Source organism: Pantoea sp. JKS000250 (assembly GCF_003201065.1).
GTDB classification, from domain to species: Bacteria; Pseudomonadota; Gammaproteobacteria; order Enterobacterales; family Enterobacteriaceae; genus Pantoea; species Pantoea vagans.
The window spans coordinates 1,255,754-1,280,415 of sequence record NZ_QICZ01000001.1; the positions used below are offsets into that span (position 1 = coordinate 1,255,754).

Consider the following 24,662-nt stretch of genomic DNA (forward strand, 5'->3'; position numbering starts at 1 on the left):
AAAAGGATGGCAGATGCCATCCTTTTTATGCTGTCTCACAACAGGTTAGCGATTAAGCGTAGACCGGCAGACGGCTGCAGATATCCAGCACTTTCTTCTTGGTGCGCTCAATGGTTGCTTCGTCATTGATGTTATCCAGCACATCGGCAATCCAGCCAGCCAGCTCACGCACGTCTGCTTCTTTGAAGCCACGACGGGTAACTGCTGGTGTACCGATACGGATACCGGACGTCACAAACGGGCTTTTCGGATCGTTTGGCACGCTGTTCTTGTTAACCGTGATATTGGCACGGCCCAGCGCCGCATCGGCTTCTTTACCGGTCAGGTTCTTGCTCACCAGATCGATCAGGAACAGATGGTTATGGGTGCCGCCAGACACGATGTCATAGCCACGCTCGATCAGCACTTCTACCATCGCTTTGGCGTTTTTTGCCACCTGCTGCTGGTAGGTTTTGAACTCTGGCTCCATCGCCTCTTTAAAGGCAACTGCTTTACCGGCGATAACGTGCATCAGTGGACCACCCTGCCCGCCAGGGAAGACAGCAGAGTTCAGTTTCTTATAGAAATCTTCGTCGCCGTTTTTCGCCAGAATGATGCCGCCGCGCGGACCCGCCAGCGTTTTGTGGGTGGTGGAGGTCACGATGTGCGCATGTGGAATCGGGCTTGGATAGACTTCTGCGGCAATCAGGCCAGCAACGTGTGCCATATCGACAAACAGCCATGCACCTACGCTATCCGCGATTTCGCGCATTTTCGCCCAGTCGCAGACGCCGGAGTACGCCGAGAATCCGCCAACGATCATTTTTGGCTTGTGGGTTTTCGCCAGTTCAGCCAGTTCGTCATAGTCGATTTTACCGGTCTCATCGATACCGTAAGCCACTACGTTATAGAGTTTGCCGGACAGGTTAACCGGTGATCCGTGAGTCAGGTGTCCACCGTGCGCCAGGTTCATCCCGAGGATGGTATCGCCCGGCTGCAGCAGCGCGGTGTAAACCGCGAAGTTAGCCTGGGAACCAGAGTGTGGCTGCACGTTAGCGTAATCAGCGCCAAACAGTTCTTTTGCACGGTCGATCGCCAGTTGCTCAACGATATCAACGTACTCACAGCCGCCGTAGTAGCGTTTGCCCGGATAGCCTTCAGCGTATTTATTGGTGAGCTGAGAACCCTGCGCCTGCATAACACGCGGGCTGGTGTAGTTTTCAGAAGCAATCAGTTCAATGTGCTCTTCCTGACGCACTGTCTCCTGCTCCATTGCCTGCCACAACTCGGCATCGTAATCGGCAATGTTCATATCACGCTTTAACATCCGGATCTCCTGACTCAGCTAACTTTCTGACGGTATTTACCCCCCTTCAGGGGCGAAGGCCCACAGTGTAAACCGTTTTAACAGGTGAAGGTAGGGTGAACCGCCTCTTTTTACGCAAACGATTGGCTGGCTGCTGGCACGGCATTTTTACACCTTTTTACCCCGTTCAGACGCCACGATTTTTCTTCAGGTTGTGACGAAGGTTTTTCATGATGCACTAAAAAGTTGCCACTCAGACAACCAGAAAGTTCATTGGGTTATTTACACCGCAGACGAAGCGGCTATAAGATGCATTTAAAATACATGTTTATCTGAGAGGCTACTTCTATGCTTGATGCCCACACCATCGCTACCGTTAAATCGACCCTGCCTGCCATCGCTGCCTGCGGCCCAAAGCTTACGGCCCACTTCTATGACCGCATGCTGTCGCACCATCCGGAACTCAAAAACGTCTTCAACATGAACAACCAGCGCAACGGCGATCAGCGTGAAGCGCTGTTCAACGCCATCTGTGCCTATGGCGCGAATCTGGAGAATCTGGCGGCGCTGCTGCCTGCAGTGGAAAAGATTGCGCAGAAACATACCAGCCTGAATATCCAGCCTGCGCAGTACGCCATCGTCGGTGAAAATCTGCTGGCCACCATCAAAGAGCTGCTGGATCCAGGCGAAGAGGCGCTGGCGGCATGGGGCCAGGCCTACGGCGTACTGGCGAGCGTATTCATCAATCGCGAAGAGGAAATTTATCAGGCCACGGAGCAGCAAACCGGCGGCTGGCGCGGCACCCGGGCGTTTCGCATCAGCGCGATTGCGCAGCAGAGCGATGTGATTAAAAGCTTTACCTTTACGCCGGTAGATGGCGGCCCGGTCGCCGCCTTTAAGCCCGGTCAGTATCTGACAGTCCACCTGCAGCCTGCCAGCTTCGAACATCACCAGATTCGTCAGTACTCGCTGACGCATCTCAGCAATGGCAAAGCGTATCGCATCGCGGTGAAACGTGAAGCGCAGGGCACCGTCTCCGGCTGGCTGCATCAGAATGGCAAGGTGGGTGATGAACTGATGCTCGCCGCACCGCACGGCGACTTCTTCCTTGAGGTCGATCCTGTCACGCCAGTAGCGCTGATTTCCGCAGGCGTGGGTCAGACGCCGATGCTGGCGATGCTCCATGCGCTGGCAGCAAGCCAGCACCGCGCGCTGGTCAGCTGGCTGCATGCCGCAGATAACAGTAAACAGCATGCGTTTAGCGCGGAAGTTCGTGACACAGGCGCACAGCTCGCCGATTTCGTCAGTCATGTCTGGTACCGCGATCCCGCGGCTGAAGATGCCGGTCGCTATGACGCGCAGGGTCTGATGGATATCACCGCGCTTTCAGCACGTCTCACCTCACCTGACACCCATTTCTACCTCTGCGGCCCGCTGCCTTTTATGCAACATGTGGTGGCGCAACTGCGTGATGCCGGTGTGGCAGATTCACACATCCATTACGAACTCTTTGGTCCGCACAAAGGTATGTGATTGAGCCATAAAAAAAGCTCGCAGCGCGTGTTTAAATTGCCAACAAATCCAATGTAAACCAGGCAGCCGCACATAAGTCTAAAGCGAGGGGAACACGGGCAGAGGAGGAAAGCGTCCCGCGTCATGGACAAAAACGCCGGGAGCGTTTTTGAACAACGCAGCGCGTTGGCCCGTTTACGGGCGCACCTCAGGGATGAGGTGCGTAATCGCGCGGGCCGAGCGTGCCATGGATGGCGGGTTTTGCGTCTTTCCGATCTGACCGTGTTCCCGGAGCGGGCTCGGTTTCAAAGCCAACCTCACCAAGTCCCAGCATAAAAAAAGCCCGCAGCGCGGGCTTCTTTATGCTGATAAAGAGGTTATCAGATCGCCTCTTCATCCTCTTCACCCGTACGGATACGCACTACGCGCGCCACGTCGAAGACGAAGATCTTACCATCACCGATTTTGCCGGTCTGCGCCGTGCGCATAATGGTCTCGACGCAGGTATCAACGATATCGTCGCCCACCACCATCTCGATTTTCACTTTAGGTAAAAAATCGACCATATACTCTGCGCCGCGGTACAGCTCGGTGTGCCCTTTCTGGCGGCCAAAGCCCTTCACTTCACTCACGGTCATCCCGGTGATGCCCACTTCCGCTAAGGCTTCACGAACATCATCGAGTTTGAATGGTTTGATAATCGCATCAATCTTTTTCATGTCAGACCCTTTTTCACTCCCTCCATGGTCAGAGGGTTTATCAAGTATAAATGTTACTGGCGCTGTCGGGCGGTAATATCCGGGTTTCTTCAGGTTGCCGCAAGCGCTGTCAGATTGCGCTGACTGCAGCCATTCTGCGTCGGGCCTGATCAGTCAACCTCCCGGTATCACTTCGCCGCCCCCGCTACTCTTTGAAATCACTGGCGTCCAGTTCATGCCGGGACAGCAGCTTATAGAACTCCGTGCGATTACGCCCGGCCAGACGTGCGGCGTTGGTCACATTGCCTTTGGTCATCTGCAACAGCTTACGCAGATAGTTCAGCTCAAACTGATTGCGCGCCTCAGCAAAGGTCGGCAACGCGCTGTTCTCGCCGCTTAAGGCCTGCTCCACCAGCGCATCGCTAATCACCGGCGATGAACTCAGTGCCACGCATTGCTCAATTACGTTCACCAGCTGACGCACGTTGCCCGGCCAGCTGGCCGCCATCAGACGCTTCATCGCATCGACGGAAAAACTGCGAATCTGCGGTTTATGCCTTTCTGCCGCCTGACGTAACAGATGATTAGCCAGCAGCGGGATATCTTCGGTGCGCTGATGCAGCGCCGGAATCTTCAGATTCACCACATTCAGACGATAGAAGAGATCCTCACGGAATTCCTTCTTCTCCATCGCCTTTGGCAGATCGCGATGGGTAGCTGAAATGATGCGCACGTCGATCTCAATATCGTGATCGCTACCCAGCGGCCTGACCTTACGCTCCTGCAGCACCCGCAGCAATTTCACCTGCAGCGGTTGCGGCATATCGCCAATCTCATCCAGGAACAGCGTGCCGCCGCCAGCGGTTTTAAACAAACCGTCACGGGCACTGACCGCGCCGGTAAACGCCCCTTTAGCGTGACCGAACAGCTCTGATTCCAGCAGTTGCTCAGGCAGTGCGCCACAGTTAATGGCGACAAACGGCTTGCCGTTACGCGGGCTGGCGGCGTGAATTGCCTGCGCCAGCATCTCTTTACCGGTGCCGCTCTGACCGTTAATCAGCACGCTGACGTCGGACTGCGCCACCATGTGCGCCTGCTCCAGCAGCTTCAACATCAGCGGGCTGCGGGTGACAATCGCTTCGCGCCAGCGGTCATCGCTGACTGGTGCCTGCTGTGCCAGCGCCTCATCAATGGCTTTATAGAGCGCATCTTTGTCCACCGGCTTGGTCAGGAAGCTGAAGACGCCCTGCTGCGTGGCAGAGACCGCGTCCGGAATGGAGCCGTGCGCCGTCAGGATAATCACCGGCAGACCGGTGTGACGCTTCTGGATTTCGCCAAACAGCGCCAGACCGTCCATCTCGTCCATCCGCAGATCGCTGATCACCAGCTCGATTTTCTCTTTCTGCAGCAGACGCAACGCTTCAGGTCCGCTGGCCGCGGTAGTGACCTGATATCCTTCGCTGCGAAGACGCATGCCCAGCAGCTTCAGCAGGCTGGGATCGTCATCCACCAGCAGCAATTTTGCCGCTTGTCTTACCATCATTGCTCCTCATCCTGCGGCAGTGCCGTGCCGTGACCGCTGTCAGACACATCCGGGGCTTTGCGTGATGAAAGCTGACGCTCGATGTCAGTCAGCCGCTCGAGCTTATGCTGCGTGTCGCTGAGCTGCTGCTGCTGTTTCACCATCTGCTGGCGTATCGCCTCAAGCTGCGTATCACTGCTCTGCTGCAGATGGGCATACCGGGTGCGCGCTTCACTGAGGTCAAGCTGCGCGGTCTGATTACTGCGCCACAGCTGAATCAGCGGGCGCACGGACTGCGGGAAATCGCTGCTGTAGCGATCCAGGGTTTCAACATAGCGACGACGTTCAACAGGCGTCACGTTGCCGTTGGACATCAGTACGCCCTGCTTGAAGGCGCGCGACCAGTTTTCAGCCGGCCAGCGATGGGCTTCGGCACGGGCCTCCGCGGGAGAAAGACGTTCGGCACAGTCGATCGCCCGCATCCAGTAGAGGGTGTTACCCAGCGCCGTACTATTTTCTATCGGCCACAGGTCACTGCAGCGGGTCGCCAGGTAATCAGCGATTCTGACCTCGGGTTCCGCCACCTGATGGCCTGACGGCAAAGAAGAGGTGGCCGGGGAGGTCGTACATCCGCTGAGGAGCAGCGTAGTCAGCGTGCTCAACAGCAAAGCGGGTAAATATTTCATCAGTCAGACTTTCCCGGCTGTGGTGTTCAGTTCAATTCGAAAACAGACGTCAGCCTGCTCGCAGGAGACCAGCGTCAGGTCGCCCTGCATCCGGCGCAGGCAATCTTTGGCGATACTCAATCCCAGCCCGCTGCCTTTCACCGGCCCTTTACGCTGCTGGCTGCCCTGGTAGAACGGTTCAAAAATCATCGCCTGCTCTTCAGGCGGAATCGGCGAGCCGCTATTCGCGACCTCAATCCAGACCCGATCGCCCTGCTGCTGACTGCGAAGCCAGATGGTACCGGATTCGCTGCCGTAGTTCACGGCGTTCGAATAGAGGTTATCGATGACCCGCATCAGTAACATCGGTTCTGCCAGGCAGTGACTGACCTTAAGATCGACGACCGTCTGCATCAGTTTGGCGCGGGCCGAAAGCGCATGTGCGTTAACGACATCTTCCACAATCTCCGCCACGCTGACCGGCTCCAGCGCGATCGGGCCATCCGCCAGTTTGCGGTTGTAATCGAGCAGCTGTTCAATCAGCTGCTGCAGATGACGGCTGCTGCTGTCGAGGATAGTGACCACTTCTTTTTGATCGGCATTCAGCGAGCCGGCGACTTCGTCCGCCAGCAGTTCCGTGCCTTCACGCAGGCTGGCCAGCGGCGTTTTCAGCTCGTGAGAGAGATGGCGAAGAAATTCATGACGCTGCGATTCCAGCCACTGAAGCCGCTCGCTGAGCCAGACGATGCGTTGTCCCAGCGATCGTAATTCGCGCGGACCGCGAAATGTCCCGCGGTTACCCAGTGCCCGCCCTTCGCCAAGCCGGTTGATCATCCGTTCAATGCGCTTAACCGGACCGATAATCATGCCGGTAAACAGCGTCATCAGTGCCAGACTGATGATAAACAGAATCAGCGCCTGCCAGCCAAAAAACTGGCCGCGATCGGCAATTTCGCGCTGCAACTGTAAGCCACGCGAAAAGACCACCTCGCGCGTGTCCTGCACCATCTGCGCATTGGTCGCAGAAAAGCGATCCAGCGCCTCTGCGGCAACCGGCACCGGATTGCCATTGTCACATTTCAGTGGCGTCAGCAGCGGCAGCGTCGCCTGTAAGGTCTGGAAGGCGGGCAGTTCGGGCAGGCTCGCGCTGTGTGAGCTCAGCATCTGACTGTAGCGGGTATGCTGAGTCTGATAGAGGCGCGCCAGCGAGGCATCATCCAGCACGCAGTACTGGCGATAGCTACGCTCCAGCTCAACTGCCGTTCGCGCCATCGCCTCACTTCTGCGTACATCGGTAAAGGTATTGCGGTTGGTGTCCGCAGCCTGTTCGCTTAATGCAGAGAGACTTTCCCACGCCTGCCAGGCCAGCACCAGCAGGGGCAGCAGCACCAGGACAAACGCCATCAGCACCAGCTGACGCAGAGAACGGGGAAATAAACGCCATTTTTTCACGCAGCCGCTTCCTTAAGATTCGCTGGCTGGATGCTAGCGGACTCTGTCTGCGGAAGAAAGGGGAACAAAAGAAAACGGCAGGCTCAATGGCCTGCCGCTGGCACGACGCGTAGTGCATCGCGTAAGAATGGGTGGAGCCTTACTCAACGTTACGTCCGGTGTTTGATAACGCAAGCGATTATCGGTCAGGTGGACGGCAGGCTCCGTTTGGTGCGTCATTCGGGCTTTATGAGCTCTTATCCGCTAAGCGGGGCAATCATAAACAGGTGAATGAGCAGCTGCATGAGTATAGCAAGTTCCATGCCAGAAAATAAATCATTATATTTTTCAGCAAATTGAGCAGGCCCTCCCGCTGGCTATTGCGAAAAATCTTATATCAGCACAGGCTACCTGTCTCCGTAAGGCGACACTAAAATCAGTATGATAAGCACACTTTAAAAATCAACGAGATAAATGTCGCCACAAAGCGACAGTGCAACGCCCCTGTTGTCGCTATTTGCCAACAGTGGCGCAAAAAAGAACAGGAGGCACGCTGGCCTCCTGTTCATTTCAGTGGAATAAATTAACCCAGCTGTCTGCGCGCATTGCGGAAAATGCGCATCCACGGACTGTCTTCGCCCCACTCGGCCGGATGCCAGGAGTTACTGACGGTACGGAACACGCGCTCCGGATGCGGCATCATAATGGTGACGCGGCCACTTTCATTGGTCACGGCGGTAATGCCGTTCGGAGAACCGTTCGGGTTAGCCGGATAGGTTTCTGTCACCTTGCCGAAGTTATCGACGAAGCGCAGTGCCACCAGTCCTTTCGACTCCAGCGCTGCCAGATGCGTCGCATCACGGACTTCGACAAAGCCTTCACCGTGCGAAACCGCGATAGGCATATGCGAACCGGCCATGCCGTCCAGCAGCAGTGACGGACTGGCGGCCACTTCGACCAGGCTGAAGCGTGCTTCAAAGCGCTCAGACTGGTTACGCACGAATCGCGGCCAGAGATCGCTGCCCGGGATCAGTTCGCGCAGGTTGGACATCATCTGGCAACCGTTGCAGACGCCCAGCGCCAGGGTTTGCGGACGGTGGAAGAAGGTTTCGAACTCGTCACGCACGCGCGGGTTGAACAGAATCGATTTCGCCCAGCCCTCACCGGCACCGAGCACATCACCGTAAGAGAAGCCGCCACAGGCCACCAGCGCCTGGAACTCTTCCAGACCGCGACGTCCGGCCAGCAGATCGCTCATGTGAACGTCAATGGCGGTAAAGCCAGCCCGGTCAAAGGCGGCGGCCATCTCGACGTGTGAGTTCACGCCCTGCTCACGCAGCACCGCGACGCGTGGACGTGCGCCCGTAGCGATCATCGGCGCCGCCACATCTTCCTGCGGATTGAAGGTCAGATTCACGTTCAGGCCAGGGTCGCTGTCGTTCTTCTTCGCTTCATGTTCCTGATCGGCACACGCCGGGTTGTCACGCAGGCGCTGCATCTGCCAGGTGGTTTCCGCCCACCAGGTGCGCAGCGTGGTACGGCTTTCGCTGTAAACCGCGCTATCACCGGAACGGATCACAAAGCGATCGCCCGGCTGTGCGCTGCCCAACAGATGCGTCGAGGCGGCAAGGCCGTGATTCGCCAGGATCTGCTCAACCGCCGCGCGATCGGTGGCATTGATCTGGATCACCGCGCCCAGCTCTTCGGTAAACAGAGCAGCCAGCGCATCGTTGCCCAGCGAGGCGATATCAACGTCGATACCGCAGTGACCGGTAAACGCCATCTCGGCCAGCGTCACCAGCAGGCCACCGTCAGAGCGGTCGTGGTAGGCCAGCAGTTTCTGCTCAGCCACCAGCGCCTGAATCGCATTGAAGAAGCCCGCCAGCTGTGTGGCATCACGCACGTCGGCAGGTTTGTCGCCGAGCTGCCGATAGACCTGCGACAGCGCGGTTGCGCCCAGCGTATTCGCGCCGTTGCCCAGGTCAATCAGCAGCAGCAGGTTATCCTGATCGGCCTGCAGCTGTGGCGTGACGGTACGACGAACATCTTCGACGCGGGCAAACGCGGTAATCACCAGCGACAGCGGTGAGGTCATCTCTCGCTGTTCGGTGCCTTCCTGCCAGCGGGTTTTCATCGACATCGAATCTTTACCGACCGGGATAGTGATCCCCAGCGCCGGACACAGCTCTTCGCCGACCGCTTTCACCGCCGCGTATAAACCAGCATCTTCACCCGGATGACCGGCTGCAGACATCCAGTTAGCGGAAAGTTTCACGCGCTTCAGCGAACCAATCTGCGTTGCCGCCAGGTTAGTCAGTGCTTCACCCACCGCCAGACGACCCGACGCCGCGAAGTCCAGCAGCGCAACCGGTGAACGTTCGCCCAGGGCAAAGGCTTCGCCGTGATAGCTGTCGAGACTGGCAGTGGTCACCGCACAGTTGGCAACCGGGATCTGCCACGGGCCGACCATCTGATCGCGCGCTACCATGCCGGTCACGCTGCGGTCACCGATGGTGATCAGGAAGGTTTTCTCCGCTACGGCAGGCAGATGCAGCACGCGATTCACCGCATCGACCAGCGTAATGCCGTCGCGCTGCAGTTCGGTCCCCTGTGCCTGCTGTGTCACCACATCACGCGTCATCTTCGGCGTTTTGCCCAGCAGCACGTCAAGCGGCATGTCGATTGGCTTATTATCGAAATGGCTATCTTCCAGGCTCAGGTGCAGTTCTTCGGTCGCTTCACCAATCACCGCGAACGGAGCGCGTTCGCGCTGGCAGATCGCCTCAAACTGCGCCAGCTGATCGGGCGCGACGGCCATCACATAACGTTCCTGTGATTCGTTACACCAGACTTCCAGCGGGCTCATGCCTGGCTCGTCACTCAGGATGTCACGCAGGTTAAACCGGCCACCGCGGCCACCATCGCTGACCAGCTCCGGCATGGCGTTGGAAAGGCCGCCCGCGCCTACGTCGTGAATAAACAGAATCGGGTTCTCATCGCCCAGCTGCCAGCAGCGGTCGATCACTTCCTGGCAACGACGCTCCATCTCCGGGTTATCACGCTGAACCGAGGCGAAGTCGAGATCGGCATCCGACTGGCCCGAGGCCATGGAGGATGCTGCGCCGCCACCCAGGCCGATGTTCATAGCCGGTCCGCCCAGCACCACCAGCTTCGCGCCGACGGTGATTTCGCCTTTCTGCACGTGATCGGCACGGATGTTACCGATGCCGCCCGCCAGCATAATCGGCTTGTGATAGCCGCGCAGCTCGGTGCCGTTGTGGCTGGTGACCTGCTCTTCATAGGTACGGAAGTAGCCGTTCAGCGCCGGACGACCAAATTCATTGTTAAACGCAGCGCCGCCCAGGGGACCGTCGGTCATGATTTCCAGCGCGCTGACGATGCGCGCCGGTTTGCCGAAATCCTCTTCCCACGGCTGTTCAAAGCCAGGGATGCGCAGGTTAGAAACCGAGAATCCAACCAGGCCCGCTTTGGGCTTGGAGCCGCGTCCGGTTGCGCCTTCATCACGGATCTCACCACCGGAACCGGTCGCGGCGCCTGGCCACGGCGAGATGGCCGTTGGATGGTTATGCGTTTCCACCTTCATCAGGATGTGCGCGGCTTCCTGATGCCAGCGGTATTCGCTCTCGCCGGCGTCAGCAAAGAAGCGGCCAACCTCTGACCCTTCCATCACGGCGGCGTTATCTTTATAAGCAGAGAGCACGAAGTCCGGCGTCTGCTCCATGGTGTTTTTAATCATCTTAAACAGCGACTTCGGCTGTTTCTCGCCGTCGATAATCCAGTCGGCGTTGAAGATCTTGTGACGACAGTGCTCAGAGTTCGCCTGCGCAAACATATAGAGTTCAATGTCGTTGGGATTGCGGCCCAGCGCGGTAAATGCCGCCACCAGGTAGTCAATTTCATCGTCTGCCAGCGCCAGACCCAGCGAGATATTTGCCTGAACCAGCGCCTGACGGCCTTCACCCAGCAGATCGACGCTCTTCACCGGCTGCGGCGTATGGTGCGCAAACAGCTGCTCAGCCTGGGCCAGATCGCTATAGACTGTCTCCATCATCCTATCGTGCAGCAGTGTACCCAGCGTCTGCCACTGCGCTTCTGTCAGTTGCGGAGCCTGCACATAAAAAGCCAGACCGCGTTCCAGACGACGTACCTGCGGCAGGCCGCAGTTATGAGCAATGTCGGTGGCTTTGGATGACCAGGGCGAAATGGTGCCGGGACGTGGTGTCACCAGCAGCAGACGTCCCTGTGGGGCATGTTCAGCGAGAGAGGGACCATACTTCAGCAGGCGTTGCAGGCGGCTCTGTTCGTCAGCGGTTAAAGGCGTACTGACATCAGCAAAATGGATGTACTCAGCGTAAATATCACTCACCGGCAGATGAGCGTCCTGAAAGCGGGTCAGCAGTTTGTTTACACGAAATGCCGACAGGGCGGGCGAACCACGCAGAATTTCCATTAATAAGTCTCTCGTCAGGGCGCCGGGCGACGCTTGATTGGGCGCAACAGGGAAAACGGGGCGTATTATAGAGAAAGCGACCTCGCGACGAAACCGTTTGCGCACAATTTTTGGCAACCCGGATTTGCCTGAATTTTGCGCAAAAGCTGCTATAAAAGTTGCTCAGTGTGATTTTGTTGCGCAAAATGCCCCTCGCTCTGGGAGTTCAAAGAAGATAAATACTGCCTTTAAAAGACAGAGGCCTTAGAGCCAGCGAGAGATAACTATTTGAAACGCCTAAAATTTAATTATCTGTTTATCGGTCTGGTTGCCGTGCTGTTAGCGTTAGCGCTGTGGCCATCCATTCCCTGGTATGGGGGTGGGCAGGACAGGATTTCACAGATTAAATCACGGGGAGTCCTGCGGGTCAGTACCATCAACTCCCCATTAACGTACTACACAGTTAACCAGTTACCGGCCGGTATGGATTATGAGCTGGCAAAACGCTTCGCCGATTATCTTGGCGTCAAACTGAAGGTGACGGTTCGTCCTAACCTGAGCGATCTGTTTGATGATCTTGACGAGGGTAAAGCCGATTTGCTGGCCGCTGGCCTGAACTACAACAATGAACGCCTGACGCGCTATCAGACCGGGCCAGGTTACTACAACGTTTCACAACAGCTGGTCTATCGCGTGGATAAGCCACGCCCTAAAAACCTCGGTGACTTAAAGGGGCGGCTGACAGTTGCGTCCGGATCGGCCTATCTGTCCACGCTCAAGAGCGCCCGTTCCAATCAGTTCCCCGATCTGGACTGGGCGATCTCCACCGATCAGAGTCCTAAGGCCCTGCTGGAAGCGGTCGCCGACGGCAAGCTCGACTACACCATTGGTGACTCGGTTACCATCGCCCTGCTGCAGCGCATCTATCCGCAACTGGCGGTGGCGTTCGACGTTACCGATGAAGAGCCGGTGACCTGGTATGTGCGGCACAGCGATGACGACAGTCTGAATGCAGCAATGCTCGACTTTTTTAATGGTATGGGCGAAGAAGGCGCGATGGCGCGGCTGGAGGAGAAATATCTCGGTCACGTCGGTACCTTTGACTATGTTGATACCCGCACATTCCTGCGCGCCATCGATAATACGCTGCCCGACATCAAGCCGCTGTTTGAGAAGTACGCCACCAGCATCGACTGGCGGCTGCTGGCGGCGATCTCCTATCAGGAGTCGCACTGGAACCCGCAGGCTACCTCGCCGACCGGCGTGCGCGGCATGATGATGCTGACGCGTAACACCGCTGATAGCCTGGATGTGGGCGATCGAACCGATCCCGAACAGAGCATTCGCGGCGGCAGTCAGTATCTGCAGGATATGATGGCGAAGGTGCCGCAGACCATCCCGGAAGATGAGCGCATCTGGTTTGCGCTGGCGGCTTATAACATGGGTTATGCCCATATGCTTGACGTCCGCAAACTGACGGCCCGCCAGGGCGGTAATCCGGACAGCTGGGCGGATGTGAAGCTGCGTCTGCCCATGTTAAGCCAGAAGCGCTACTACACGCAGACAGCGTATGGCTATGCCCGTGGGCATGAAGCCTATAACTACGTGGAGAATATCCGCAAGTATCAGATAAGCCTGGTGGGTTATCTGCAGGAGCAGGAGAAGCGTCTGGCGCGGCAGGCTGAAGCCCAGGCCGAACTGGCGAAGGGCTACCCGGCGGTCGAACCGAAGATCGCCATGAACTAACCCTGGCGTTGCGCCTGACGCAGCGCTTTTTTCTGCTCGCGACGCATACGGAAGAAGTCGCTCAGCATGGCTGCACACTCTTCAGCCAGCACGCCGCTATGCAGTTCAACCTGATGATTCATGCCAGGATGGCCCATTACATCCAGCAGCGATCCCGCCGCCCCACTTTTAATATCGTGCGCACCGTAGACCAGTCGGCTAATACGGCTGTGAACCATGGCACCGGCACACATCACACACGGCTCCAGCGTGACGTAGAGCGTAGTATCCAGCAGGCGGTAATTTTCCAGTATTTTACCGCCCTGCCGCAGCGCCATGATCTCTGCATGCGCGGTCGGATCGTGCTGGCCGATGGGCCGGTTCCAGCCTTCACCAATCACCCGGTCGTTCTGAACCAGCACGGCTCCCACCGGCACTTCGCCCTGCTCCCAGGCGCGGCGCGCCAGGCTAAGCGCGTGGCGCATCCAGTATTCATCTTGTTGTTTCACGCTGACCACTCCGGGCGACTGAAAAGCGGCGCATTATAGCGATCTCTGCGAGCGTGTCGAAACTTATTCCAGCTGTTGCAGTTCACCCGCCGGCGTCACACGCCAGCGATGCTGACAGAAGAACAGCAGCGGGTTGTCCTGTTTGCTGTCGCTGTAGCCGCTGTAGAGCTGTAACGGCGTGCCGATTTTCTCTTCAAGCTGGGCCACTTTCTCATGGCCGAGGCAGCGCATCGCCAGCACACGCCCGCCCCAGCCGCGACGCATCTGACTGGCAATCAGCTTCACGCGTGGCAGAAACGCGGAGTCGTAATAGACCTGCTCCACCAGCGACTGTGGCGATCCGGTGATCAGCCAGACGTCAGCGTCATCACTGCCGAGGTAATCCGTCAGGCGCTGCTGTACCACCGGAAAGGCTTTTACGCGCAGGCGAAACCACTGGGCAAACTCGGCTTCGAGGCGCAGCAATGTCTGCTCGGATCGGCCAAAGGTAATTGACCAGAGCAGCAGGCTCATGGGCCAGCGTGCCGCGCGGCCTTTAAACAGCAGACCGATGCCCACCACCGGCAGTAACGGCACCACCAGCAGCAGATTAAGCGGGCGGCGACGCAGCAGATAGCGCATAAAGGTGCCGAACATGTCCTGCTGATGCAAAGTGCCATCGAGGTCGAAAAATACGATGCGACGTTGTGTTCCCCTGGTCAAACAACTCTCCTTAACGGCTGATTCCGGGATGATAAAGAGTAGTGTAGCCATCATCAGGCGGTACGGCGATGACGGTCATTTTTAATTCCGATGACTACAATGCCCGATGAATAGTTTATTCTTCACTGATTATCCCTGAATTATGAGGATTGGGCATGAGTTCATTGCTGCGCATTCGCCAGCTTTATCCACGTCTGGCATTGAACGAGCGTCGGCTGGCGGATTTTTTACTGTCGCAACCCGATCGGGCACGTCACCTGAGTTCGCAAAAGCTGGCGGAAGAGTCGGGCGTCAGCCAGTCGAGCGTGGTGAAATTTGCTCAGAAGCTGGGATATAAAGGCTTTCCGGCGCTTAAGCTGGCTCTGAGTGAGTCACTGGCGGACAAGGATGCCATTACCGTGCATAACCATATTCTCAGCGACGATCCGCTTAAAATGGTGGGCGAAAAGCTGCTGACCGAAAAGCTCTCGGCGATCCGCGCCACGCTGGATATTAATAGCGAAGAGAAGCTCAACGATGTGTTACAGCTTCTGAAAAATGCCCGGCGCATTTTACTGGTCGGCATCGGCGCATCGGGCCTGGTGGCAAAGGACTTCTCCTGGAAGCTGATGAAGATTGGTATCAATGCGGTGGCGGAACAGGACATGCACGCCCTGCTGGCCAGCGTGCAGGCGATGGGGCCAGGTGATGTGCTGCTCGCCATCTCCTACACCGGGGAACGGCGCGAGATTAATCTGGCGGCGCAGGAAGCGGTTCAGGTTGGGGCCGATGTGGTAGCGTTTACCGGCTTTACGCCGAACACCCTGCAACAGAGTGCCAGCTACTGTCTCTACACGGTGGCGGAAGAGCAGAGCACCCGCAGCGCGGCGATCTCCTCGACCACAGCGCAGCTGGCCCTGACCGATCTGCTGTTTATGGCGCTGGTGCAAAACGATCCGGAGCGCGCATCGAGCCATATTCGTCACAGCGAAGCGCTGGTGAAAAAGCTGGTCTGATCAGCGGCAGCGCGTATAATACCCGCGCTTTTTCTGTTGTTATCAGGTGGGTAAAATGGCGCTGTTGATTACGTCCAGATGCATTAACTGTGATATGTGCGAACCGGAGTGCCCGAACCAGGCGATTTCACTGGGCGATACGATCTATGAGATTGATGTCAGCCGCTGCACGGAATGCGTCGGGCATTATGAAGCGCCAACCTGTCAGCGGGTCTGCCCCATCGACAACACCATTATCACTGACCCACAGCACACCGAATCACGCGATGCGCTGTGGGATAAGTTCGTGCTGCTGCACGGCTAGCTTTCAATGATTACCGTGGCGCAGGCGTAGTGACGCTCGTCGGCCAGCGTTACGTGAACGTGGTTAACGCCCAGCTTCTCTGCCACGTCAGCGGCCTGCTGAAAGAAGCGTAACCCCGGTTTACCCAGCGCATCGTTGTAAACTTCGAACTGATTAAATGCCAGACCACCGCGAATGCCGGTGCCGAAGGCTTTGGCTGCCGCCTCTTTAACCGCAAAGCGTTTGGCGAGAAAGCGCACCGGCTGTTTGTGCGCCTGATACTGCTGCCATTCGGCTTCACTCAGCACCCGACGCGCCAGCCTGTCGCCGGAGCGCGCTATCACGTCGGCGATGCGTTCAATCTCAACGATGTCGCTGCCCAGTCCCAGAATAGCCATCAGCGGCGGGCTTCACGTAGCAGTTGCTTCATCTCTTTGACCGCATCCGGCAGGCCACTCATCACCGCACGGCCGATAATCGCATGGCCGATATTCAGCTCATGCATTTCCGGCAGCGCCGCAATCGGCAGCACGTTATGGTATGTCAGACCGTGACCGGCATTCACCTTCAGCCCCAGGCTGGCGGCAAAGGTCGCGGCATGGCGAATGCGTGCCAGCTCTGCGTCACGCGCCCGTCCCTCGGGAGCCTCAGCATAAGCGCCGGTATGAATTTCGATGTAAGGCGCACCGGTAGCAACGGCCGCTTCGATCTGGCGGTGGTCGGCATCAATAAACAGTGAAACCAGAATGCCCGCGTCACGCAGCAGTCGTACGGCCGCGTTCATCTTCTCCTGCTGCCCTGCCACATCCAGTCCGCCTTCCGTGGTCACTTCCTGGCGCTTTTCCGGCACCAGGCAGCAGAAATGGGGCTGGATATCACAGGCGATGCCGATCATCTCATCAGTGACCGCCATCTCCAGATTCATGCGCGTCTGGATGGTGTCCCGCAGAATTCGCACGTCGCGGTCGGTAATGTGACGGCGATCTTCGCGCAGGTGCACTGTAATGCCGTCTGCGCCTGCCTGCTCGGCGATGAACGCCGCCTGCACCGGATCGGGATAGTTTGTCCCACGGGCGTTACGCACCGTGGCAATGTGATCGATATTGACGCCTAACAGCAACTCAGCCATAACCATCCTCACTTCTTTTCCATCGTGATGTTGAGTGTACCGCGCAACTATAAACCGTCAGTACACCCTGCGCTATTCATCTGCCTGTTCGGGCTTTTTCTTCGGGATAAACTGACGGAACAGCTCCTGACTTTTCAGCGGCTTGCCACCCAGGTAGGGCTTCAGGGCAATACGGGTAAACCGCTTCGCAGCGCGCAGCGTGTCGGCATCGGGAAACTCACGCTCGCACAGGGCGTGCAACTCGCGGCCGGTAAAGCTGCGCTGATTGACCACCAGACTGGCGATAAAGCCACGCTCTTCACGGTAGCTGTACGTCATGTCGTCACTGACCGGCTCGCCGCTGCCGGCGCAATGCAGGAAGTCGACGCCGTAGCCCAGGTGACCGAGCAGCGCCAGTTCAAAACGGCGCAGTGCCGGTTCGGGCTTGCCGTGCGTTGAGGCTAATGCCTGAAGGCAGTTGAGGTAGTCGAAGAAAAGTTCCTGGAAGGGCGATTCCGGCTGCAGTACGCGAGAGACCAGCTCATTGACGTAGAGACCGCAGTAGAGCGTAATGCCGCTGAGCGGTAAAGCCAGCGACACCGCTTCGGCGTTGCGCAGGGTTTTGACGTCCCCGCGCCCGCTCCAGCGAACCAGCAGCGGGGTAAAAGGCTGTAACGCACCTTTCAGCTGGGAGCGCCGCGAGCGTGCGCCCTTGGCCAGCACCCGAACCCGCCCTTCGTTTTCGCTGAACAGGTCGAGCAGCAGGCTGGTTTCGCTGAAGGGACGACTATGCAGCACAAAGGCGCGTTGCCAGCCTTCCATTGAATCAGAGATCGTCTGTATAACCCAGGCTGCGCAGCGCTCGTTCGTCATCTGCCCAGCCGGATTTCACTTTCACCCACAGTTCGAGATGCACTTTCGCTTCGAACATCTCTTCCATTTCCCTGCGCGCTTCTGTTCCGATGACTTTGATTTTGGCACCTTTGTTGCCAATCACCATCTTCTTCTGCCCTTCGCGCTCGACCAGAATCAGACCATGGATGTCATAACCGCCGCGTTCGTTAGTCACGAAGCGCTCAATCTCCACGGTGACCGAGTAAGGCAGTTCAGCGCCCAGGAAGCGCATCAGTTTTTCACGGATCATCTCTGACGCCATGAAACGCTGAGAGCGATCGGTGATGTAATCTTCCGGGAAGTGATGATCGGCCTGCGGCAGATGCTTGCGGGTAATGGCCGCAATGGTATCGACGTTTTTGCCGCTCTCCGCAGAGATTGGCACGATATCAAGGAAGTTCATCTGCTGGCTGAGGAACTGCAGATGCGGCAGCAGAATGGTTTTATCCTGGATGTTGTCGACTTTATTCACAGCCAGCACAACCGGCACTTTGTTGTCGCGCAGTTTGTTTAACACCATCTCATCATCTGGCGTCCAGCGGGTACCTTCAACGACGAAGATCACCAGCTCTACGTCGCCAATTGAACTGCTGGCTGCACGGTTCATCAGACGGTTAATGGCGCGCTTCTCTTCCATGTGCAGTCCGGGGGTATCGACGTAAATCGCCTGATAGTTGCCCTCAGTATGAATGCCCATGATGCGGTGGCGCGTGGTTTGCGGCTTACGCGAGGTGATCGACACCTTCTGCCCCAGCAACTGGTTCAGTAAGGTGGATTTACCGACGTTCGGTCGGCCAACAATCGCGACAAAGCCGCAATAAGTAACGTTTTCGCTCATTCGAGTCCTGAATTGTTCAGCGCCTGATGCGGCGCCGAAGAGTGCTATTTGAGTCATGTGTCATTCAGCGTCTTCTGACGCCGGGATAGAGCTGTCAGAGGGTGATTGATTCAGCGCCGGTCCGGCACTGTCACCCCGACAGACCTATTCGAGACCTAATTTTATCAGTGCCTGTTCAGCCGCTGCCTGCTCGGCTTTACGACGGCTGGAGCCGACGCCGACGACCGGCTCGGCCATGCCACTCACCTGACAGTGAATGGTAAATTCCTGATCGTGGGCTTCGCCACGCACCTGCACCACCAGATAACTTGGCAGCGGCAGATGACGTCCCTGCAGATACTCCTGCAGGCGCGTTTTGGGATCTTTTTGTTTGTCGCCAGGACTGATTTCATCCAGGCGCGTCTGATACCAGTCGAGGATCAGTTGCTCTACCCGCTCAATGCTGCTGTCGAGGAAGATGCCGCCAATAAGCGCTTCCACCGTATCCGCCAGGATCGATTCGCGACGGAAACCGCCGCTTTTCAGCTCACCCGGCCCTAAGCGCAGGCACTCGCCAAGATCAAATTCGCGAGCCATTTCAGCCAGCGTATTGCCGCGCACCAGCGTGGCACGCATGCGGCTCATGTCACCTTCATCAACACGCGGGAAGCGGTGATAAAGGGCATTCGCAATCACATAGCTAAGAATAGAATCGCCCAGAAATTCCAGGCGCTCGTTGTGCTTACTGCTGGCGCTGCGATGAGTCAGGGCCTGCTGTAACAGTTCCGAATGAGTAAAAGTGTAGCCCAGTTTGCGCTGAAGCTTGTTAATCAGGATGGGGTTCATGCGATTCCAGTTCTTTGTTGCGTCTGTGACTCTGCATACCAAACGGGGCTGGCAGTCCAACACGTTCCGTTTGGTGTGCAGTGGCCTCCCTGAGGAGGCCACCCGATTTGCCTGTTAATCAGACAAAATTATTAGTGGATACCGCCGATGCGACTGAATCGCACGCCGGTTGGCCACTGACCTTCTTGTTTCTCAAAGCTCATCCAGATAGCGACCGCTTTGCCGACCAGATTACGCTCCGGGACAAAGCCCCAGTAGCGGCTGTCGGCGCTGTTATCACGGTTGTCGCCCATCATGAAATATTGCCCTTTCGGCACGACCCAGCTCGCCTGCGGCTGACCCGGCTGCTGATAATACATGCCCGCCTGACTCTGCGCTTCGTTAACCAGCAGAATGTCATGCGTCACGTTACCGATTGTCTCTTTGCGTGTTCCCAGGCGCAGACCACCGCGCAGGGTATCGCCCTGTGGCACCTGATAAAAACCGTTGCCGGTTTCGTTGCCATCAAAGCCGCTAAAGGTCTGGATAAAGTTGCTTGGCTCAACGTCGGTGTAAGTCACTGCTAACGCTGTGTCGCAGGCTTTATCATCACCACAGGTCGGTTTCACCGTCAGCGTTTTGCTGTAAGGATCATAGATGACTTTATCGCCTGGCAGGCCAATAACGCGCTTAATGTAGTCCAGGCTCGGATCTTTCGGGTATTTAAATACCGCAATGTCGCCACGCTTCGGCTGACCGGTTGGAATCAGCGTCGTCTGGGTGATCGGATCTTTAATGCCGTAAGCAAATTTCTCCACCAGGATAAAGTCGCCAATCAGCAGTGTTGGCATCATCGAGCCAGAGGGAATCTGGAACGGTTCGTAAATAAACGAACGCACGATGAAAACCACAGCCAGCACCGGGAACACGGACGCGGTGGTCTCAACCCAGCCTGGCTGTGAAGAGACTTTCGCCAGCGTTTTGCTGTCAAGTGCGTTACCGGTCTGAGCCTGCGCCGCCGCCTGTTTCGCGCGACGCTCGGGTGCCCATTTGAAACGATCAATTACCCAGACGATGCCAGTAATCAGCGTCGCTATCGCCAGAATCAGGGCGAACATATTAGCCATTGGAAATCCTTATTTGCTGTCCTTACCGACATGCAGAATGGCGAGGAACGCTTCCTGTGGCAGCTCAACGTTACCAACCTGCTTCATGCGCTTCTTACCATCTTTCTGTTTCTGCAACAGTTTCTTCTTACGACTGACGTCACCGCCATAACACTTGGCGAGAACGTTTTTACGCAGCTGTTTAACGGTTGAACGCGCGATAATGTGGTTACCAATCGCAGCCTGAATCGCAATATCAAACTGCTGACGCGGGATGAGCTCTTTCATTTTCTCAACCAGATCGCGGCCGCGATAAGGCGCATTGTCGCGGTGGGTAATCAGCGCCAGCGCATCCACACGTTCAGAGTTAATCAGTACGTCGACACGCACCATGTCTGAAGGCTGGAAACGTTTGAAGTTGTAATCCAGTGAGGCATAGCCGCGCGAGGTGGATTTCAGACGGTCAAAGAAGTCGAGGACCACTTCTGCCATCGGAATTTCATACGTCAGTGCAACCTGATTGCCGTGGTAAACCATGTTGGTCTGCACGCCACGCTTCTCAATACAGAGCGTGATAACGTTGCCCAGATACTCCTGCGGCAGCAGCATGTGACATTCCGCGATCGGCTCACGCAGTTCTTCGATGTTATTTAGTGGCGGCAGCTTGGATGGGCTGTCGACATGAACAATTTCGCCGCCGGTGGTCACGACTTCATACACTACCGTCGGTGCAGTGGTAATCAGATCGAGGTCGTATTCGCGCTCCAGACGCTCCTGGATGATTTCCATGTGCAGCAGACCGAGGAAGCCACAGCGGAAACCAAAGCCCAGCGCCGTTGAGCTTTCTGGCTCATAGAACAGCGAGGCATCGTTCAGACTCAGCTTGCCAAGCGCATCACGGAACGCTTCATAGTCGTCAGAGCTGATCGGGAACAGACCGGCATAAACCTGCGGCTTCACTTTTTTAAAGCCTGGCAGCGCTTTGTCTGCCGGGTTGCGGGCGGTGGTCAGGGTATCCCCCACCGGTGCGCCGAGGATATCTTTAATGGCGCAGACCAGCCAGCCGACTTCACCGCAGTTCAGTTCATTACGATCGACACGTTTCGGGGTAAAGATACCCAGGCGATCAGCGTTATAGACCTGGCCGGTGCTGAGGACTTTGATCTTGTCACCTTTACGCATGGTGCCGTTTTTCACACGCACCAGCGAGACAACGCCCAGGTAGTTATCAAACCAGGAATCGATAATCAGCGCCTGCAGCGGGCCTTCCGGATCGCCTTCCGGCGGCGGAATATCGCGCACTAAGCGTTCCAGCACGTCCGGAACGCCGACGCCGGTTTTAGCGGAGCAGCGCACCGCATCAGCCGCATCGATGCCGACGATATCTTCAATCTCCTGCGCAGCGCGATCGGGGTCGGCGGCCGGCAGGTCAATTTTGTTAAGAACCGGCACTACTTCCAGATCCATCTCCATCGCGGTGTAGCAGTTCGCCAGTGTCTGCGCTTCAACACCCTGACCCGCATCCACCACCAGCAATGCACCTTCGCAGGCAGCCAGTGAGCGGGAAACTTCATAAGAGAAGTCTACGTGGCCCGGAGTATCGATGAAATTGAGCTGGTAAGTTTCGCCGTCTTTCGCGTGGTAATCGAGTGTGACGCTCTGTGCTTTGATAGTAATGCCACGCTCCCGCTCCAGATCCATGGAGTCAAGAACCTGCGCAGCCATTTCACGGTCAGAGAGGCCACCACAGATCTGAATAAGGCGGTCAGAGAGCGTAGATTTACCATGGTCGATATGAGCGATGATGGAGAAATTTCTTATGTGCTTCATTTATAGGGATATCTTCGCTTAAAATTCAGTTGAAAATCTGAGCACAGACACATTCAGGAAGATCGCTCTTTACCCACAATCCTGTCAGCCTCATTAATGACGACGCATATTACACTGTTAACGCCGCGCATAAAAGAATGGAACGTGGTGGAAGCGAAACAGATATCTGCGCAAGGCAGAACGGACAAAGGCCGCGGGATGCGCGGCCTGGACGTACATTACGCTTCGCTTTCAACACGCAGCGCATCGGGAGGGAGGGCAATGTTCAGAATGACCGGCTGAAAGGCTTCGCGATCGCCAAATTTCATTGAAACGCCTTTCGCGACAATAAAACCGCCGATGCCGCCCAGCAGTGCGCCACAGGCGGCCGCCAGATCGCTGCTGAACAGCGACTGAAACAATCCGGCAACCACAAACAGGCCAAACAGCGGCGTCATATAGACCAGCAGCGCTGAACCCAGCAGGCTGCTCTCTTTGATGCCTAACTCAATGCGCTGTCCCGGCTGCAGCGGCTTGCTGCTGGCAATCTGCATCACGTGAGCATTCTTCGGACCGAGTTTGTTCAGCATATGGCTGCCACAGCCTTTGCGTGCCTGGCAGCTGTTGCAGGACGTTTTTGCTTCGGTGTGCAGTGTGGCAATACCATCCTGCCATGCCACCACGGTGGCCCATTCTCTCATCATTTTTGTGACCCCAGGTCGATGCTGTCCGCAATACGTTTTGCGGTTGAGGGCGGTAATTCGCCGATCACCGCAATTTCGTTATTATTGCGCACAACGGTCTGGACCGTACGACGCCCAGTGCGCAATGTCTGGGTTGTGCTGCTTTTATCAGCTGGCGTCACGTTGATCGCGAAACTAAACAGACCATCGCTGTAGAGCTTCGACTCAATATTTTTGTTCAGCCCCGGCAGCGTGCGACGATTCTGCGACACCAGCGACATGCCTGCGGGTATCCAGCCTGGCTGCCAGGTAACGGTAACCGCGTCCCCTTTCGGCACGGACAGCGACGGTGGCAGATTCGCTTTCTCCAGCCCCTGCATCAGATTGCGCACCCCTTCATCCACCGCAAAGCTGATGACGCGGAACTGCTCCAGCGTTTCACCATCACGATCGAGCAGGTCGATGCGCAGCGGCAGCTTGGTGTCCACATCCAGCCAGACCACATAGCTGTAACGCGTGCCATCGCGTGACACGATGCGCAACACATCACACATCTGATCGGCAATGCGCGAGCGTCCCACGGTAATAAAATCGTAGGCAGTGGCGAGCTTGGTGAAGTCAGCAAAAATCACCGACGGCAAAGCGTCAATAATGTGATTGCCAGGGAGCGAGAAAGGATCAAGGCCGGGTTCGAAGTAGCTGATATCGTTGCCACGCTGGATCACTTCCCGACGTGGCCCATCCATCTGCAACAGCTGCGCGAATATCCGGTTATCGATCACAGCATGACGATAACGCAGCGATTCAATGCCGATGCGCGAGACGTTGATATAGGCAAATTCGTAGTTAAGGTTCTGACTTGCCTGCTCCATCTGCTGCAATAGCGCCCCGGACGCAGTAGTTTGCGCCGGGGCGGCAGATGACCACAACAGGCTGCCTGTCAGCAGGCTAACAGCATACCAAAGCGGCTTCATTACTGCTGCTGCTGTCCTAATGACTGGTTTCCGGGAACATCAACCTGCGCCTGTTTTGGCGCATCGGTTTCAAACTGCAGCTGATCAGCATGCAGACGACGTTGCAGTTCATAGTCCTGCAGCATGGCGTTTACGCGACGACGCTGATCCTGAACCTGCTGATTTGAGCTGTTGGTGTCAAAGGCATCAGACGGCACACCCAGGCTCACCGGTGAAGCTTTACCCATCATCGGCAGCGTATTAAACACCGGAGAGTCAGAGGTCTGCGTGGCGCTACCCTGCGGCTGGTTGTAGTGCTGAACACCCACGATCACGGCCAGTGACACACAGGCAGCTACGCCCACCTGAGTCAGTTGCGCAGCCCACGGGCGCGCTTTTTTCCAGAACGGCATTTTTTCCCAGCGGGAAGGTTCTGGCTGAGCTTCAGGGATCAGCGTGGTAACCGTACGCAACGGTTCTTTTTCGATAGCAGCAGCGACGCGCGCAGAGATATCAAAATGCAGGACATCGCCCACATCACCGCGCATGGTATCGCGAATAAGATGATAGCTCGCCCAGCTTTTCTGTAGTTCTGCGTCCTTAGACAAGGCGGAAAACAGCTCGTTATCTAAGGTCTCACCATCCATTAAAGCGGAAAGTTTTTCTTTCTGCATGCCTATGTACCCTTCC

At 56.6% G+C, this 24,662-nt stretch carries 22 protein-coding genes; 4 read left to right on the forward strand and 18 right to left on the reverse strand.

Annotated features, from left to right (window positions below):
• Window positions 1–52: 52 nt before the first annotated feature.
• Window positions 53–1,306 (reverse strand): serine hydroxymethyltransferase, encoded by a 1,254-nt coding sequence (glyA, locus tag BY447_RS05980; protein ID WP_013358744.1) that lies wholly within the window; start codon window positions 1,304–1,306, stop codon window positions 53–55.
• Between the two features lie 327 nt (window positions 1,307–1,633).
• Here glyA and hmpA point away from each other — a divergent pair, with 327 nt between their 5' ends.
• Entirely contained in the window at window positions 1,634–2,818 is a 1,185-nt protein-coding gene (gene hmpA / locus BY447_RS05985; protein WP_110330752.1) for an NO-inducible flavohemoprotein, read from the forward strand.
• 359 nt (window positions 2,819–3,177) lie between these two features.
• Here hmpA and glnB read toward each other — a convergent pair whose 3' ends face one another.
• The 5 genes from glnB to purL form a co-directional block, all read right to left on the reverse strand.
• Window positions 3,178–3,516, reverse strand: coding sequence for a nitrogen regulatory protein P-II (gene glnB / locus BY447_RS05995; RefSeq protein ID WP_003848647.1), 339 nt, complete (start codon window positions 3,514–3,516; stop codon window positions 3,178–3,180).
• Window positions 3,517–3,700: 184 nt separating this feature from the next.
• On the reverse strand, window positions 3,701–5,035 hold the full coding sequence (gene glrR / locus BY447_RS06000; protein WP_061063753.1) for a two-component system response regulator GlrR: 1,335 nt from the start codon (window positions 5,033–5,035) through the stop codon (window positions 3,701–3,703).
• The gene (gene qseG / locus BY447_RS06005) at window positions 5,035–5,703 is read right to left on the reverse strand and encodes a two-component system QseEF-associated lipoprotein QseG (protein WP_107320023.1); all 669 of its coding nucleotides are present in this window, start codon (window positions 5,701–5,703) and stop codon (window positions 5,035–5,037) included. The genes glrR and qseG overlap by 1 nt, the downstream gene beginning before the upstream one ends.
• 3 nt (window positions 5,704–5,706) lie before the next feature.
• Window positions 5,707–7,134, reverse strand: a complete 1,428-nt coding sequence (locus tag BY447_RS06010) for a sensor histidine kinase (protein ID WP_110330754.1) — start codon at window positions 7,132–7,134, stop codon at window positions 5,707–5,709.
• 562 nt (window positions 7,135–7,696) lie between these two features.
• Window positions 7,697–11,584, reverse strand: coding sequence for a phosphoribosylformylglycinamidine synthase (gene purL / locus BY447_RS06015; RefSeq protein WP_110330755.1), 3,888 nt, complete (start codon window positions 11,582–11,584; stop codon window positions 7,697–7,699).
• 267 nt (window positions 11,585–11,851) lie between these two features.
• Here purL and mltF point away from each other — a divergent pair, with 267 nt between their 5' ends.
• Window positions 11,852–13,309: a membrane-bound lytic murein transglycosylase MltF gene (gene mltF / locus BY447_RS06020; RefSeq protein WP_013358751.1), complete on the forward strand. Its 1,458-nt coding sequence runs from the start codon at window positions 11,852–11,854 to the stop codon at window positions 13,307–13,309.
• Here mltF and tadA read toward each other — a convergent pair.
• Together tadA and yfhb are read right to left on the reverse strand one after the other, a co-directional pair.
• Window positions 13,306–13,797 carry a tRNA adenosine(34) deaminase TadA gene (gene tadA / locus BY447_RS06025; RefSeq protein ID WP_110330756.1) on the reverse strand — a complete coding sequence of 164 codons (492 nt, stop codon included), beginning with the start codon at window positions 13,795–13,797 and terminating at the stop codon, window positions 13,306–13,308. The genes mltF and tadA overlap by 4 nt on opposite strands.
• Before the next feature lie 63 nt (window positions 13,798–13,860).
• Window positions 13,861–14,499: a phosphatidylglycerophosphatase C gene (yfhb, locus tag BY447_RS06030; RefSeq protein WP_033733545.1), complete on the reverse strand. Its 639-nt coding sequence runs from the start codon at window positions 14,497–14,499 to the stop codon at window positions 13,861–13,863.
• 155 nt (window positions 14,500–14,654) lie between these two features.
• Between yfhb and BY447_RS06035 the strand changes: the two genes are divergently transcribed.
• A complete protein-coding gene (locus BY447_RS06035) occupies window positions 14,655–15,494 on the forward strand; it encodes a MurR/RpiR family transcriptional regulator (protein WP_010257643.1) in 840 nt (279 codons plus the stop codon).
• Between the two features lie 55 nt (window positions 15,495–15,549).
• Window positions 15,550–15,798 carry a YfhL family 4Fe-4S dicluster ferredoxin gene (locus BY447_RS06040; RefSeq protein WP_110330757.1) on the forward strand — a complete coding sequence of 83 codons (249 nt, stop codon included), beginning with the start codon at window positions 15,550–15,552 and terminating at the stop codon, window positions 15,796–15,798.
• On the opposite strand, the gene acpS is transcribed toward BY447_RS06040, so the two are convergent.
• From acpS to rseA, 10 genes are all read right to left on the reverse strand, one after another.
• On the reverse strand, window positions 15,795–16,175 hold the full coding sequence (gene acpS, locus BY447_RS06045) for a holo-ACP synthase (RefSeq protein WP_013358755.1): 381 nt from the start codon (window positions 16,173–16,175) through the stop codon (window positions 15,795–15,797). The two genes, BY447_RS06040 and acpS, sit on opposite strands and share 4 nt — an antisense overlap.
• The gene (gene pdxJ, locus BY447_RS06050; RefSeq protein ID WP_013358756.1) at window positions 16,175–16,906 is read right to left on the reverse strand and encodes a pyridoxine 5'-phosphate synthase; all 732 of its coding nucleotides are present in this window, start codon (window positions 16,904–16,906) and stop codon (window positions 16,175–16,177) included. Before pdxJ ends, acpS begins: the two co-directional genes overlap by 1 nt.
• Window positions 16,907–16,978: 72 nt before the next feature.
• A complete protein-coding gene (gene recO / locus BY447_RS06055; protein ID WP_033733548.1) occupies window positions 16,979–17,707 on the reverse strand; it encodes a DNA repair protein RecO in 729 nt (242 codons plus the stop codon).
• A gap of 4 nt (window positions 17,708–17,711) precedes the next feature.
• The gene (gene era, locus BY447_RS06060) at window positions 17,712–18,617 is read right to left on the reverse strand and encodes a GTPase Era (protein WP_110330758.1); all 906 of its coding nucleotides are present in this window, start codon (window positions 18,615–18,617) and stop codon (window positions 17,712–17,714) included.
• 144 nt (window positions 18,618–18,761) lie between these two features.
• Window positions 18,762–19,442 (reverse strand): ribonuclease III, encoded by a 681-nt coding sequence (gene rnc / locus BY447_RS06065; RefSeq protein ID WP_010257656.1) that lies wholly within the window; start codon window positions 19,440–19,442, stop codon window positions 18,762–18,764.
• Between the two features lie 131 nt (window positions 19,443–19,573).
• Entirely contained in the window at window positions 19,574–20,548 is a 975-nt protein-coding gene (gene lepB / locus BY447_RS06070; RefSeq protein WP_033733550.1) for a signal peptidase I, read from the reverse strand.
• Window positions 20,549–20,557: 9 nt separating this feature from the next.
• On the reverse strand, window positions 20,558–22,357 hold the full coding sequence (gene lepA, locus BY447_RS06075; RefSeq protein WP_013358760.1) for a translation elongation factor 4: 1,800 nt from the start codon (window positions 22,355–22,357) through the stop codon (window positions 20,558–20,560).
• A 218-nt stretch (window positions 22,358–22,575) separates the two neighbouring features.
• Entirely contained in the window at window positions 22,576–23,040 is a 465-nt protein-coding gene (gene rseC / locus BY447_RS06080) for a SoxR-reducing system protein RseC (protein WP_033783909.1), read from the reverse strand.
• On the reverse strand, window positions 23,037–23,993 hold the full coding sequence (rseB, locus tag BY447_RS06085) for a sigma-E factor regulatory protein RseB (protein WP_110330759.1): 957 nt from the start codon (window positions 23,991–23,993) through the stop codon (window positions 23,037–23,039). Before rseB ends, rseC begins: the two co-directional genes overlap by 4 nt.
• Window positions 23,993–24,646 carry an anti-sigma-E factor RseA gene (rseA, locus tag BY447_RS06090; RefSeq protein ID WP_013358763.1) on the reverse strand — a complete coding sequence of 218 codons (654 nt, stop codon included), beginning with the start codon at window positions 24,644–24,646 and terminating at the stop codon, window positions 23,993–23,995. The genes rseB and rseA overlap by 1 nt, the downstream gene beginning before the upstream one ends.
• Window positions 24,647–24,662: the final 16 nt, after the last annotated feature.

Bases quoted from the DNA above. Each gene is read 5' to 3' on its own strand.
- rseB (WP_110330759.1), bottom strand. From the start codon at position 23,993: ATGAAGCCGCTTTGGTATGCTGTTAGCCTGCTGACAGGCAGCCTGTTG.
- BY447_RS06035 (WP_010257643.1), top strand. From the start codon at position 14,655: ATGAGTTCATTGCTGCGCATTCGCCAGCTTTATCCACGTCTGGCATTG.
- rseA (WP_013358763.1), bottom strand. From the start codon at position 24,646: ATGCAGAAAGAAAAACTTTCCGCTTTAATGGATGGTGAGACCTTAGAT.
- acpS (WP_013358755.1), bottom strand. From the start codon at position 16,175: ATGGCTATTCTGGGACTGGGCAGCGACATCGTTGAGATTGAACGCATC.
- purL (WP_110330755.1), bottom strand. From the start codon at position 11,584: ATGGAAATTCTGCGTGGTTCGCCCGCCCTGTCGGCATTTCGTGTAAAC.
- rseC (WP_033783909.1), bottom strand. From the start codon at position 23,040: ATGATGAGAGAATGGGCCACCGTGGTGGCATGGCAGGATGGTATTGCC.
- lepB (WP_033733550.1), bottom strand. From the start codon at position 20,548: ATGGCTAATATGTTCGCCCTGATTCTGGCGATAGCGACGCTGATTACT.
- pdxJ (WP_013358756.1), bottom strand. From the start codon at position 16,906: ATGGCTGAGTTGCTGTTAGGCGTCAATATCGATCACATTGCCACGGTG.
- BY447_RS06040 (WP_110330757.1), top strand. From the start codon at position 15,550: ATGGCGCTGTTGATTACGTCCAGATGCATTAACTGTGATATGTGCGAA.
- glyA (WP_013358744.1), bottom strand. From the start codon at position 1,306: ATGTTAAAGCGTGATATGAACATTGCCGATTACGATGCCGAGTTGTGG.
- glnB (WP_003848647.1), bottom strand. From the start codon at position 3,516: ATGAAAAAGATTGATGCGATTATCAAACCATTCAAACTCGATGATGTT.
- era (WP_110330758.1), bottom strand. From the start codon at position 18,617: ATGAGCGAAAACGTTACTTATTGCGGCTTTGTCGCGATTGTTGGCCGA.
- rnc (WP_010257656.1), bottom strand. From the start codon at position 19,442: ATGAACCCCATCCTGATTAACAAGCTTCAGCGCAAACTGGGCTACACT.
- glrR (WP_061063753.1), bottom strand. From the start codon at position 5,035: ATGGTAAGACAAGCGGCAAAATTGCTGCTGGTGGATGACGATCCCAGC.
- recO (WP_033733548.1), bottom strand. From the start codon at position 17,707: ATGGAAGGCTGGCAACGCGCCTTTGTGCTGCATAGTCGTCCCTTCAGC.
- qseG (WP_107320023.1), bottom strand. From the start codon at position 5,703: ATGAAATATTTACCCGCTTTGCTGTTGAGCACGCTGACTACGCTGCTC.
- lepA (WP_013358760.1), bottom strand. From the start codon at position 22,357: ATGAAGCACATAAGAAATTTCTCCATCATCGCTCATATCGACCATGGT.
- hmpA (WP_110330752.1), top strand. From the start codon at position 1,634: ATGCTTGATGCCCACACCATCGCTACCGTTAAATCGACCCTGCCTGCC.